The 13,981-nt window shown below is 31.6% G+C and carries 10 protein-coding genes and 1 pseudogene; 7 read left to right on the top strand and 4 right to left on the bottom strand.

The features are described from left to right. Positions 1-83 precede the first annotated feature (83 nt). Positions 84-170, top strand: a pseudogene (locus tag H2O64_RS19720) (alpha/beta hydrolase); the annotation flags it as partial. A gap of 127 nt (positions 171-297) precedes the next feature. Further along, positions 298-1,257: a lytic transglycosylase domain-containing protein gene (locus H2O64_RS19715; protein ID WP_187563950.1), complete on the top strand. Its 960-nt coding sequence runs from the start codon at positions 298-300 to the stop codon at positions 1,255-1,257. 302 nt (positions 1,258-1,559) lie between these two features. Here H2O64_RS19715 and H2O64_RS19710 read toward each other — a convergent pair whose 3' ends face one another. After that, positions 1,560-2,234, bottom strand: coding sequence for a hypothetical protein (locus H2O64_RS19710; RefSeq protein WP_187563949.1), 675 nt, complete (start codon positions 2,232-2,234; stop codon positions 1,560-1,562). A gap of 21 nt (positions 2,235-2,255) precedes the next feature. After that, on the bottom strand, positions 2,256-3,101 hold the full coding sequence (locus tag H2O64_RS19705; protein WP_187563948.1) for a hypothetical protein: 846 nt from the start codon (positions 3,099-3,101) through the stop codon (positions 2,256-2,258). A gap of 325 nt (positions 3,102-3,426) precedes the next feature. Between H2O64_RS19705 and H2O64_RS19700 the strand changes: the two genes are divergently transcribed. Continuing rightward, on the top strand, positions 3,427-6,252 hold the full coding sequence (locus tag H2O64_RS19700) for a hybrid sensor histidine kinase/response regulator transcription factor (RefSeq protein ID WP_187563947.1): 2,826 nt from the start codon (positions 3,427-3,429) through the stop codon (positions 6,250-6,252). 299 nt (positions 6,253-6,551) lie between these two features. Here the strand turns inward: H2O64_RS19700 and H2O64_RS19695 are convergent, their stop codons facing one another. Both H2O64_RS19695 and H2O64_RS19690 read right to left on the bottom strand, forming a co-directional pair. Then, complete coding sequence (locus H2O64_RS19695; protein ID WP_187563946.1) at positions 6,552-7,241, bottom strand: hypothetical protein; 690 nt, start codon at positions 7,239-7,241, stop codon at positions 6,552-6,554. A gap of 17 nt (positions 7,242-7,258) precedes the next feature. Then, the gene (locus H2O64_RS19690) at positions 7,259-8,080 is read right to left on the bottom strand and encodes a hypothetical protein (protein WP_187563945.1); all 822 of its coding nucleotides are present in this window, start codon (positions 8,078-8,080) and stop codon (positions 7,259-7,261) included. 350 nt (positions 8,081-8,430) lie between these two features. Here H2O64_RS19690 and H2O64_RS19685 point away from each other — a divergent pair, with 350 nt between their 5' ends. From H2O64_RS19685 to H2O64_RS19670, 4 genes are all read left to right on the top strand, one after another. After that, positions 8,431-11,256 (top strand): hybrid sensor histidine kinase/response regulator transcription factor, encoded by a 2,826-nt coding sequence (locus H2O64_RS19685; protein ID WP_187563944.1) that lies wholly within the window; start codon positions 8,431-8,433, stop codon positions 11,254-11,256. A gap of 244 nt (positions 11,257-11,500) precedes the next feature. Beyond that, the gene (locus H2O64_RS19680) at positions 11,501-12,142 is read left to right on the top strand and encodes a hypothetical protein (RefSeq protein ID WP_187563943.1); all 642 of its coding nucleotides are present in this window, start codon (positions 11,501-11,503) and stop codon (positions 12,140-12,142) included. A gap of 6 nt (positions 12,143-12,148) precedes the next feature. Then, complete coding sequence (locus H2O64_RS19675; protein WP_187563942.1) at positions 12,149-13,282, top strand: AAA family ATPase; 1,134 nt, start codon at positions 12,149-12,151, stop codon at positions 13,280-13,282. Then, complete coding sequence (locus H2O64_RS19670; RefSeq protein ID WP_187563941.1) at positions 13,255-13,980, top strand: hypothetical protein; 726 nt, start codon at positions 13,255-13,257, stop codon at positions 13,978-13,980. The genes H2O64_RS19675 and H2O64_RS19670 overlap by 28 nt, the downstream gene beginning before the upstream one ends. The last annotated feature ends 1 nt before the right edge of the window (position 13,981 follow it).

The raw sequence follows: 13,981 nt of genomic DNA, 5'->3' as shown, positions 1-13,981 counted from the left end.
CAAAGAAAATGAAAATAATAAACTAAAAGCGAATTTTTGTACTTCCAAGGTTATCTTATTTGTCTAGTATTTCTTTAATTCACATTCCAATAAAAGGCGGAACGCACATTATGATCATCAATAAGTATAAATGGTTCAATGAAAACTTACCACGATTAATCAAAGAATAAAAATACAATTTTACGTGCCTGATTCTAAATCAGTTTCTTACTTTTGTAATTCCTATCCAACCTTTTTATAATTTCAGAAAAAATAGCTACCTTAAAGTCGATTAAGAAAACATAAAAAAATTACATCATGCGTATACTCAAAAATGGATTTGCTTTTTTAGGATTAATTTTCCTCGGAATATTATTAATGAATGCTGTGCAAGAAGACAAAGCAATTACAGCAGAAACAAAAGCAATGGCAGTTAGCCAGTCAATAGAAGTTAAAATTAATGATGAAAACGATTATAATGTATATGCATTGGAAGTTCCTGCAACATTAGACTTTGCAGGAGAAGAAGTTCCATTACACTTACCAGATATTAAAGAACGTATGGATCGTGAATTGTTGGTCAATACGTATTGGCAATCAAACGGTTTATTATTGTTTAAAAGAGCAAACAAATACTTTCCTATTATAGAACCAATTCTAAAAGAATACGGAATTCCAGATGATTTCAAATATTTAGCGGTGATTGAAAGTGGATTGCAAAACGTAACGTCTCCAGCAGGCGCAAGAGGTGTTTGGCAAATCATGAAAGCAACCGGACGCGAACACGGCATGGAAATCAATTCTAATGTTGACGAACGTTTTAATTTAGAAAAAGCAACACGTGTAGCGTGTAAATATTTATTGAAATCTAAAGAACGTTTCGGAGATTGGACCTCTGCAGCAGCGGCTTACAATGCTGGAAATAGCGGAATTGGAAGACGTTTGGAAGAACAACAAGTAACTTCATATTACGATTTATTGTTAGGAGAAGAAACGGGTCGTTATATCTTTAGAGTCATTGCGTTGAAAGAAATTTTTACGAATGCTAAAAAGTATGGTTTCAACTTTGATAAAAAAGACTTATACACACACATTCCAACCTACGAAGTACAAGTAGATACGGCGGTTACGAACTTTGCTGCTTTTGCAAAGAAACTTGATATCAACTACAAAATCTTAAAAATTCACAATCCGTGGTTGCGCGAAAATAAATTGAACAACAAATCAAGAAAAAAGTACAGTATTGCAATTCCTGAAAATGGATATTACGGGAAGTAAGAATTTCTTAAAAATATTTTGAAGCGTCATTCTGAACTTGATTCAGAATCTCATCAAACTGATCAATACATTCTAGTGAGAAGCTGAATCAAGTTCAGCTTGACGGAAATAATCTTTACTAGACATTTTGTGAGGAGTAATTGTGGTAATCTTTTAAATAATTATATATAAAAATCTCCCAAAGTGGTGTGTTAAACACGATGGGAGATTTTCTTTTGAAAAATTTTAAAAACTAATTAAGTCATATATGTAGTAAGTATGATTTAATTATGGGTATTAACTAAATAGAGTTTTTGTATCAATTAAGATAAAAAGTATGTTGTACCACAAGCTAAAACTTCTCCAACTAATCCAGCAAACATACAAAGAGCTAAGTCTTTTGCGGCTTGACCATTCAAACGCAAAGCAAAACGTAAACATACAGAATTCACACCAGACATTTCTTCTGGGATTAAACCTGTAGCACTACCTCCAGAAAGTATGAGCTCAGCAATGACGATAGATCCTCCTGCAACCATACAAGCACCATACTTTTTAATCACCCAGCTCCCAAAATAAGTACCACAAGTACCTGCGATTCCAGCTGAAGCAATGATTACACATTTCAGTGTGTCCTTAAGTTTATTAGATCTATTAGTAACTTTTGCTAATACATCATTTTGATCTTCTTTGCTTAACTTATAAAGCTCAGGATATTTAGCTTCAATGATTTTTAAATCAGCGTTTAATCCTTCATTAAATTTATCGTAATCAAGATCATATTCCTCTCCACTTAAATTGAATTCTTTTTTTAAAGATTCAACAAATGTTACAGTGGATACGTTGGTATATACTGCTATGACAGTATCATCTTCTGCCATTTTGGCAATTAATTCCTCTTTGATGGTTTCCGTATCTTCAATACATGCTGTAGTTGCAAAGGTGTTGAATGATACCAATAGCACCAATGCTAATGTTATTTGTTTTAATGTTTTCATTTTTCTAAATTTAGTAGGTTATTAGTTATAGTTATATACAGAAATTGTGTTGTAAGAACGGTTAGGGATTTCAACACTGCCAAATTTAGCAATAGAATAAAAATATCGCGTTCCAGTTCTATTAGTTCCAGTATATAAGTAAACGTAGCTAGTTCTTGGATTAGGATTGTATACTATTGAATGAGTAGCGTTGGCTAGACAATATCTTAAATAAAATGAACTAGTAGTAGAGTAGACATTATCAATATCACTCCAATGATAATTCGTAAAAATACTATTTGCTGCCATATCTGTAATTAATTCAATAGAATAATGGGTATCATATGAAGTACCATCAAATTCAAAATGTCCCACTAAATCATCATGATCTGGAAAAGGATGTTCAACAACATGATCGAAGGTCGTGTGTACTTTACCAGTTGCAGCAGTTATAGCTGAAGCTTTACTTCTTTGATTTCTTATATCAGCTAAAATCGCACTCTCATCGTAGTCCTCTAGAACCATAGCAGCTTTTCCAGTTACTTCTGGCATTTTTGATTTAAATTCGTTGTAGTTCTCAAAATTTTTGAAAGCATCTTCATTAGTAAATGCTCGAACAATAGACTCGTCTTTACTATTTACAATAACATACTTGTAAATTCCATCTTCAACATCTTTGATGCTGTTAAGGTTTTTTTCAAATTGTCCATCGACCATTAGTTTCATGGAGTTTTCATTACCTAATTCAATACTTTCGGTAGCATCGGTGTTTGGATTTTCAACGTTATCGTCGCTACATGCATGCAATAGGAAAGTTATTCCCAGTAGCACTGTAACAGAAGCCATAACTCTTGATTTAAACACTTGTTTAAAAAACGTTTGTTTCATAATTAAAATTTTTAAAGATTAATAATTTGGTTATATGATTGGTAAAACTTGGTTATCGTTTTACCCTTTTGTTAAATTTTCAGCAGACTCTTTATTATGTAGGTTAAAGAATCAATTTTAATGCGCACTCAAATTTGTTACTTAAACTTAACACTGCAAATATTTGTAAAACATGGATTTTTGATAGCCTTATTTGTCACTTTAAGGCGTTTTTAATTTCTTAAAACGTACTCTTTTGATACTTTTTTGTGCTTTTTCAGGAATACTATTGTAAGAGAAAGTTTAAACCGTAATGGATTTTCCTTTACTTTTTCGTTCTTTGAGTATGAAAAAAACCTACCTACTTATCTCCCTCATTTTTGTGTGTACGCTACACTCAAAAAATAAATACGAACGCAAAGATCCTTCTTATTTACAGGCACTTTATGAGAAAATGCGCCAAGAAGTATCAAAAGTATCCATTGATACAACACTGCTCAGAGCCGAAAAGATCTTAAATCAATTTAGGCGCAAGAATACCTTTACTCCAATAGAATATAGTATGGTGAAGAAAATTCATAGTGCTACGATGTTATTCTTAATGGATCAGCACACAATTCAGCGTCAATATGATTCTGTACAGTATTATCATGCTATGATTAAAGAAAAAATTGCAGATAATGAAGTATTAGGAAGCGCGCAATTGTATTTGTTTGAAAGTAAAATTTCTGAAAAAGAGTATTTTAAAGCAATTACATGTCTTTACAAAGGATTAGAACATTTTAAAGAAATAGAAGCCACTGATAAAGAAATTTTGGTGTATCTAAAACTGGCAGCGTTGTACAAAAAAACAAACTGTAAGGAACTTTCTAAAGAGATGGACTCTATTTTGATGAATACGTACTTGCATAAAGACATTCCTAAATCTTTAAAAACACGTATTTTAATTAATCATGCTTCTTACATTGCTATTCAAGGCGATCCGCAGAATGCCATACAGGTATTAAAGAATATAAATATTAGAGGTTTTAGAAACAATCCATGCCTTAAAAAAAAATACAACAAAGAACTTGCCTGCAGATATCTTAAACTTAAAGAAGTAGATTCAGCGAAGAAGTATGTGAAAATTGCTTATGAAAATTCTAATGCTGCATATCTTGATGATGGAGCTACTAAAAATATATTCTATGCGTTTATTTATTTTATAGATAAAAATTATATAAAAGCGAAGCGACATTTAGACTTGGCAAAAAAAAGTAATGCACGTTATCATGCAGAACAATTTACACGGATCAAATTAAATAAATTAGAGTTTTTAATTAATAAAGAATTAGGTAGACATGATAAAGCGCTAGCTGCATACGAAAAATATGTGTCAGTTAGAGATTCCTTAAAAAACTTTAATCTAAACATGAACGCTTCTGTGTTGAATTTTAAACTAAGTCGGGATAAAAAAATAAAAGTATTAGAGGAAAAAAGTGAAACAATGGATTTAGTATTGGAAGAAAAAAAGAAATTCTATATTTTCTCTACATTTTTAGTTTCAGTTTCGGTGTCAATTTTCATTTTTATCATCATTTTACATCAAAGAAGAAAAAAGCAATTGAAATTACTTTTTGAAAATGAAAAAATGAAAGATATCGCCACAATCAAAAACAATTTCATTGAAAACTTATCACATGAAATACGAACGCCAATCACCATTACAACGGGCTATTTGCGATTGATTACTAACAACGCGATGGACTATTCAAAAATTATAAAATATGCGGATCTAACCGTTAGAAACAACGAACAAATCATACAGATGTTAAATAACTTTTTAACGCTTTTAAAACAAGAAAAAAACCTAACAACATACAAAGTGACTTCGGATAAAATGGAAGAATTCCTTAAAGAAGTTGTGTATAGTTTTCAAGGAGTTGCCGAAATTAAAGGAGTTCCTATCTATTACAAATCAAACATAAAACCAAATCAATTGCTTGATTATAATTATGATGATTTACGAAAAATTGTAAATAATTTGATCTCCAATGCATTAAAATATACGAATCCTACGAATGGAATTTATGTAAACGCATTCATAAATGAAAACGGATTAAATTTAATTGTTAGAGACGAAGGAATCGGAATTGATAAAGAAGAACAAAAACTCATATTTGACAGATTCTATCAATCAAAAAGTCATTCACTAACAGGCGGATTCGGAATTGGATTATCATTGGTACATGAATTGGTCACAAAACTAAAAGGAACCATTACCTTAGACAGCAAAAAAGGTATTGGTAGCATTTTTACCATACTAGTACCTTTAGCAGTTGAAAATCATTTGTTATATGTTGATGAAAACACTTCTAAATATAGAAACATATACACTTCAAAAACAATTGATCCAGTGATTGCATGCAAACTACCCAAAATACTGATTGTAGATGACAACATAGAAATGATTGGGTATTTAAAAGAATTACTATCACCAATATTAAATTGCACGTTTGCATTTGATGGAATTCAAGCGTTATCATTTGCGAATAAAACACAATATGACGTCATATTAAGCGATTTGCGAATGCCAGTCATGGATGGTCATGAATTAAAAGTAGCATTAAATACACTTCCAAACTATGAAGCTGTTCCGTATATAATGATGACTGCTTCTGCGGAAGAATATATAGAAAACAATAAATCAGTACTTGGAATCAATGACTATTTAATCAAGCCGTTTGAAAGTATGGAATTGATTACGAGAATCAATTTTCATTTGGAGAAAAACATCTATAAAAAACAATTGCAAAGCATAGAAAATGAAACAATTACGTTCAATGGTGCGTATTCAGAATTTATGGATAAAATTAATAATATTATCCTAGAGAATATAACTAACAATGAATTTACGATTCACGAACTTGCGATGCAATGTGGATACAGTCGAAAACAATTTACGCAAATAGTACAAGAAAAAACAGGTTTGAGTCCTGTAAAAATCATCTTAGAAGTTCGTTTGCGAAAAGCGTATGATTTAGTAGTGACTGATAAATATCAATCCATCAGTGAAGTGCTTTATACTGTTGGACTCAATAGCCGCACCTATTTCAATAAAGTATTCGCGAAACGATTTGGCATAAAACCAGGAGAACTCATCAAGAAAGTAAAAGTTGAAAATTTAGTTTAATTGAAGTTCGTTATAAAAATTCAGAAAAATGCTGAACTGCATTTCGATACACTCAATGTGAAAATTCAATAAAATTTTCTAATACATTTAAACAGATTCTGAAATAAATTCAGAGAGCTTCTGAACTACTTTTAAACAGATGCTGAAATAAATTCAGCATTGTACATAAAAATCTCCCAAAGAGTTGTTAGACTCAAAGGGAGATTTTTTTTGAAAAAACTTATAAAATGTAACTAAGGTATATATAATGTATTCCTTAATTATGGTTTTGTAGTAACCAAATATGATTCGTGATACTATTAGTCATTTACTCCATCCTCATCAGCATCCTTGTCAAAATCATAGGCTGTATCATTGCTACAAGCAAATAGTATTCTTCGTACGCCTTCTTCAATAATTAACAGTTGACCAGCTTGTAAAGCAGTACTTATAGCTATACAAAATTTAGTTTCAGCTGCAACTTGAGCTGGCATTGTTCCGGTCACTAAACCTGCACTTTCTACTTCCTCAGCAGCATCAACCGCAACAGCGGCAGCAGCACAAAGACCTAATTTTGTAAGTTTCCATTTAACAGCAAATCCAGTTCCTACAAATATCTCAGCGGCGGCTAATCGTAGAATGTTCATTCCTAAACATTTAAGTTGGTTTTTATAATTGGTACTTTTACTTAAAACTTCATTAAATACTTCGCGTCTTTCATTTAATTCAAGTTTTAATAACTCAGGGTATTTATTTCGCACAATTTTTGCATTTTCTGCTTTAATGACACTCAAATCCTTTAATAATTCAGAGTTTTTAATTAATTCAGCATTTCCATATACATTCATTGTCATTTTTTCCTTTAACAAGGTGATGCAAAAATCAGCTACATCCGTATCATTTGACATTCTATGAATCAATTCATTTTTGTTAATTTCACTTCCATGTACATTTGTAATAGCTAGCGCTAGGAAAGCAAAAACTAAAGATATTTTTTTTAAATTTTTCATTTTTTAAGTTTTAGTAGTTAAAATATATAGATTGATTTAAAATTAATATTAGGTATGTTAACTTCAGAGTCTTTTTCTATTATGTAGAAAAATAATGTTCCATTATAATTTGGCTCTGTATATAAGTATAAATACTTTCTATAATTGTAAGTGTTTTGTATGGTGGTTTCATTTGCATTTAAGAAAAAAGAACTTACATTGTAATTAGGTAGATTATATATTACACTACTTGTTTCTAAATGTAAATGTCCTACTTCACTATCTGCGATAGTACTTCTTTTTAATTTAGCAATAACGTGGTAATCAACACTAGTGAAAGCACTATTACCTTCAAAATGTGCTAATAATGAATTGGTGTGGTTAGGCCAATTGTGGTCAAAAATGAACGATAAACTATTTGCTTCACTTTTAGCATAATTGGTATCTAGCGGATTTTTGATTTTATCACCAAAAAGATCATTCATATCCTGAATAATAGCTTGCTCAGCATCCTCTGCTGAATTGAATGGAAACACGGTATCGCTAGTTTCTGCCTTTATACTATTTATTTGTGCTTTAATGTTTGCATGACCATTGTGCTTCTGAAAAGCATTTGTGTCAGTAAATGCATCTATAATATTATTTTCAGGATCAACAAGTATGTATTTAAATTCTTTGTCATCAATTAAATCTACACTACTAATGTATTCCTTAAATTGCCCATCGACCGTTAATTTCATGGAGTACTTGTCGCCAGATTCAATACTTTCGGTAGCATCGGTGTTCGGATTTTCAATGTTATCTTCGCTACATGCATACAAAAGGAAAGTCATTCCAAGCAGCAATGTAACGGAAGCCATAACTCTTAATTTAAACACTTGTTTAAAAAATGTTTTTTTCATAACTAAAATTTTTAAAGGTTAATAATTTGGATTTTTAATTTGCAAAATGTTTTTCATTTTACTTTTTTGTTTAATGATTTCGCACAGTATTTAAACAATATTAAAGCGCGCATTTAAAAACTATCTATCATTTCAACAGTACAAAGATTTACAAAAATTGTGGTTAAAATGTTCTTTTTTTCGACTAGTATTGCTTGTATTTTTTTTAATAGTTGCTCATTTTTTACATTCAGTGTCTTTTTTTTTACCATACTTTTTTTGGGGGGAAAACCGTAATGAGTATTTCTAGATATTTCGTTAATTTATCTATGAAAAAAAAAGTAGCTTTACTATTTAGTTTGTTGTTTTATAGTTATTTATGTTTAAATAACTTATTTGCTGCTATCAGCGAGAGGTCATTATATAAACTTCACGAAAAAGCGTTGCATGACGTTTCTAGAATATCAAATGACTCTTTATCTCAAAGAGAAAATATGATTTCAGACTTCTTGAAAAGGGAACGCATAAATTCAGAAAATGATTCTACAGGAATCAATTCCAAAGAACTGGAAATTTTATTTTTAATGCATCATTATGATGAAAAGAAGCAATATGATTCTGTTTATTATTATTACAAAAAAATAAAACAAAAGTCTGAAAATATGAAGATTCTTGGTGAAGCAGAATTGTATTTGTTTGAAAAAATGATGTTTGAAAAAAAGTATCTTGAATCAATTCGTTGTTTGTACAATGCATTGGACTATTTCAAAAAAAATAATATTGTAGATAAAGAAATTAAAGTCTACTTAAAATTAGCAGCACTCTACAAAAAAATAAAAAACAAAGACTTGTCTAAAGAAATGGATTCTATTTTGATGAATTATAGCGTCAATAAATCAATTTCTAAGCTTCAAAAAAGTCAGATATATATAAATCATGCGTCTTACATTGCTTCTTTAGGTAAAAATAAAGAAGCTGTTCGTTTATTAAAAAGCTTAGATGTAAATGGCTTTTCAGACGAACCTTATGTTTTGAAATATTACTATGATGAATTGAATAAAAGGTATACAAAATTAAAATTACTTGATTCTGCAAAAGTATATCTTGACAAAATGTATGCGATACCTAATCTTTTCTCTCCAGAGGATGAAGTCATGAAAAATATTTATTATGCAGGACAGTTTAGTATTGAAGGAAATCCTATTATAGCTTTAAAATATATTGATAGTGCTAAAAGGAGTACTGCTTTTAAGTATGTAGAACAATTTGATTTAATAAAATTTTATAAAGTTGAGTATGAGGCAAATGAAGCGCTTGGGAATTATCGAAAAGCACTCCAATCATTAAGTAATTATCATTCAGTTAGAAATGACCTTAAAAACTTTAGCCTAAATCTAAACGCCTCCATTTTAAACTTTAAGTTAAATCACGATAAAAAAATCAAAGATTTAGAAGCAAAAAGCGAAATGAATGCCCTGATAATGGACGAAAAAAAGAAATTCTATATTTTTTCAACCTTTTTTGTTTCTGCATCCGTACTGATTCTAATTTTCTTAATCATATTACATATACGTAAAAAGAAACGACTTAAATTGCAATATGAAAATGATAAAATGAAGGAAATTTCAGAAATTAAAAACAATTTTATTGAAAATCTATCGCATGAAATCCGAACACCAATTACTATTACGACGGGCTATTTACAAATGATTACCAACAATGCAATGGATTATTCAAAAATTGTAAAATATGCCGATTTAACAATTCGAAATAATGAGCAAATTATTGGCATGCTGAATAATTTCTTGACACTTTTAAAACTCGACAAAAAACCAGTAGAAAGAAAAATGACATCTGAAAAAATGGAAGTGTTTTTACGAGAAAGTATTTTTTCGTTTCAAGGAGTTGCAGAAATCAAAGGCATATATGTGTATTACAAATCAAATATAAAACCCAATCAAAATATTGTATTTCCCTATGAAGATTTGCGCAAAATCATCAACAATATTGTGTCCAATGCACTCAAATATACAAGTCCAACATACGGGATTTATGTACATACCTTTATTGACGAAAACGGTTTAAATATTATTATAAAAGACGAAGGCATCGGAATAGACAAAAAGGAACAAAAACTGATATTTGACCGCTTTTACCAAACCAAAAACAATCTGACCAATGGAGGTTTCGGAATTGGTTTATCGCTAGTACATGAATTAATAACGAAACTCAATGGAGCTATTAAACTAGATAGTGAGAAGAATGTGGGAAGTGTGTTTACAATTCAATTACCGCTAAACATCGAAAATCCGCTTTTATATATTGACGAAAATATAGAAGTATTCCAAAGCATATCCAAGCCAGAACTTCCAACAATTGACCACTCAAACAACTTACCCAAAATCTTAATTGTAGATGATAATATAGAAATGATTGGCTACTTAAAGGACTTACTAGAACCTTCATTTGCGTGTACATTTGCGTTTGACGGCGCACAAGTATTAGATTTTGCCAAAAAGAAACAATACGATATTATACTATCAGACTTACGCATGCCGTTAATAGACGGATATCAGCTCAAAACTGAATTAAACAAACTCAAAAACTATGAAACTACGCCATTTATCATCTTAACCGCTTCCGCAGAAGCGTATCTAACACATCAAAAAGAAGAATATGGAATTCATGATTATCTCATAAAACCTTTTGATGGAACAGAATTGTTGACACGAATACAATTTCATCTCGAAAAAGGCATCTATACAAAACAACTTCAAGATACAGATGCAGATAGCATTCACATCAATACTGCATATTCAGAATTCATGGATAAAGTAAACAATATTGTGCAAGAAAACCTTGCTAACAATGAATTTAGCATCGGTGAATTGGCAAAAAAATGTGGCTATTCACACAAACAGTTTGCACAAATCGTTCAACAAAAAACAGGACTTACTCCTATAAAATTCATCTTGGAAATTCGTTTGCAAAAAGCATACAACTTAATCGTAAAAGATAACTATGACAACATCAGTGAAGTGTTATACACTGTCGGATTAAACAGTCGTTCGTATTTTAATAAAGTATTTACAAAAAGATTTGGTTTAAAACCCGGAGAACTCATTAAGAAAGTAAAAGTGGAAAACTTAGTGTAATGTTTCAAAAATATAAAAACTATAAATTTTCTCATAAACTCATAAACATTCACACTGAGCTAAGTCGAAGTGTATAAACAAACAAACACATAAACTCCATCGAGCACTATCGAGATGAACCAACAAACGACCCAAAAACACAAATCAACCATTAAACAACAACTTACATCGCTTGTTATTGCTTCTTACATTTAATTTTTGTTCTTTTGAGTATTATCTTCTTGATATGCATATATTTTAATTTTTGAACACAAAGAATAACATACTTCAAACCATTCATCACCTGCGAACTTCTGGGCAATTTGTATTATACACAAACAAACCAAAAGTAACGAGTGCTGAACTCAATGATTTGGGTGATTTCTTAGAGCAGGAATATGAAAATGAAATTCTAAACTATCCGTTTGAAGCACCAAAATTTAACAGAGAAGCAGCAATTTGGGGCGCAAAAATGATCTACTTTGCAGCGCAATTTCTAGCACATCGCTTGGAAGAACCGAAAGATTTAAACAAGTACTTTGAAGATTTTAAAGGAGAACTGTCGCCAAGTAGTTGCCTTTCGGCAGATGTTTCTCTCAGATTCTTGCCGTATATCATCAAAGAATTAGAAACGATTGACTTTGACGATTGGCTGATCAAAATACTTGCAAAACATTTACAAAAATTTCAATATTCCGCCATCGGTCACGAGTTGGAATTAGAAATTAATGAAGAAATACTCGTAAAACTCTTTCAAGATAATTGTTTCAAAACACTATATACGGACAGAGTTATTGCAAAAAAAGATATCAGTTTAACTGAACATAAAATCATACATGAAAACGTCGCGATTCACTTAGGAGAACATTCCAATCACTTTTGGAGCGCGTTCGTTTCTGAAGTTTAAAACACTATGAACGAAACTAAAAAATTACGAACCATACTCGAAGAAATCAAAAATGTCTTCGTGGGAAAAGATGAAGTCATTGATCTTCTAGGAATTGGACTCTTGGCGAGAGAAAACGTATTCCTATTAGGACCTCCGGGAACGGCAAAAAGTGCCATTGTAAAACAACTATCAAGTCATGTTATTGGTGGAATTAATTTTGATTACTTACTGACACGATTCACGGAACCAAACGAAATCTTTGGACCGTTGGACATTCGTTTACTAAAAGAAGGAGAACTAGTTACAAATACCGACGGAATGCTTCCAGAAGCATCTTTGGTATTTTTAGATGAAATATTCAATGCGAATTCTGCCATTTTGAATAGTTTACTCATGGCGTTGAACGAAAAAATATTTCGTCGCGGAAAAGAAACGAAAAAAATACCAGCATTAATGTTCATTAGTGCGAGTAACTTATTGCCAGATGATGAGGCGTTGGCGGCTTTGCTAGATCGTTTCCTAATTCGATTAAAAGTAGACAACGTAAAACCCGATCGTTTAGAAGAAGTATTACTTGCAGGTTGGAAACTTGAACGAAACGAACAACAAGAACAGACGCTCATATCTCCAGACGAAGTCAAAGTATTGCAAACCAAAGTAAAAGAAGTCGATCTGTCGCCGATTCGAAGTTCGTACATCGAACTAATTCATAGTTTGCGAAACACAGGCATCGAAGTCTCTGACCGACGTGCTGTAAAAATGCAAAACTTGGTGGCGGCAAGCGCAATGTTGTGCGACCGACAAGAAGCAATACTCTCAGACTTGTGGGTTTTAAAATATATTTGGAGCACGGAAGAACAAATAGAAACCTTGCAAGCTACCGTAAACGCATTGATTGAAAAAGAAGAAACGAATGAGCGATCGCATCCGCAAGCGTTCTTTAACAAAGCGCCAAACCCGGAAGAATTAATGAGTGAAGTGACGAATTTGAAAACTAAATTCTCAAATCAGGAAATATCATTGCAAGAATTAAATGTCATCAAAGACAAATTGCGCTATCTGCAAAATCGTACCGATTGGATCAAAGATCAACAGAAAAAGCAATACATAAACACTGAAATAGATCAACTGTGGAAACAGATCTTACACAAGGTGTAACCGAATATTGGTTACGATTGCCTTCAAAATATAAACACAAACTATCCCAAATTCGCGTATGGAAAACCGTGCGAATGGTAACGGATATGGACGACGTTTGGGTGCGCGGAATTTCGCCAAATCAACTCAATAGTGAAGAAATACGCAGTATTCCGTTCAAAAAAATATACTTTCAGCATGAAAATGCATTGTTTCTCCTTGGCGGGAATTTACCCGAAGAGCGTTTAAAAACGGCCTTACTTTGGTCGCCAATAGACAAAGCATTGCCCGCAGAAATGCCCGATTATAATTTCAATTATTTTGGTGTGGATGAAAAAATTCAATTCAACATTGTTCCATCAAGTATTGAACGATCTGCGAAAGCACAAATAGTCGATTTGACCATGTTAGATGCTATCATTCCAACAATGCCTAGCATACGATTGCAACCGATTGAATGGACATTGCTTGACGATAAAGCATTACTAATTGGAACACCATTGCTATCAATTCCGGGGAAAACCTTCTGGCAACAGCAACAATTTCTATTGCCAACAGGCTACGATTTTGAATATCCAGAACTGAGTAGTTATTTCAACAAAATAATCAATCAAAACAGCAACGATTACATCATCGTAAACACAGACAATACCTATTATAACGTACCAAAAGACAAATTTAAAAAACTCACAATCAGCGGCTACCGATTGTCACGATAAC

Origin of the sequence: Kordia aestuariivivens, from assembly GCF_014397005.1 — a bacterium.
Lineage (GTDB): Bacteria > Bacteroidota > Bacteroidia > Flavobacteriales > Flavobacteriaceae > Kordia > Kordia aestuariivivens.
This window is presented reverse-complemented; position numbering and strand designations above follow the sequence as displayed.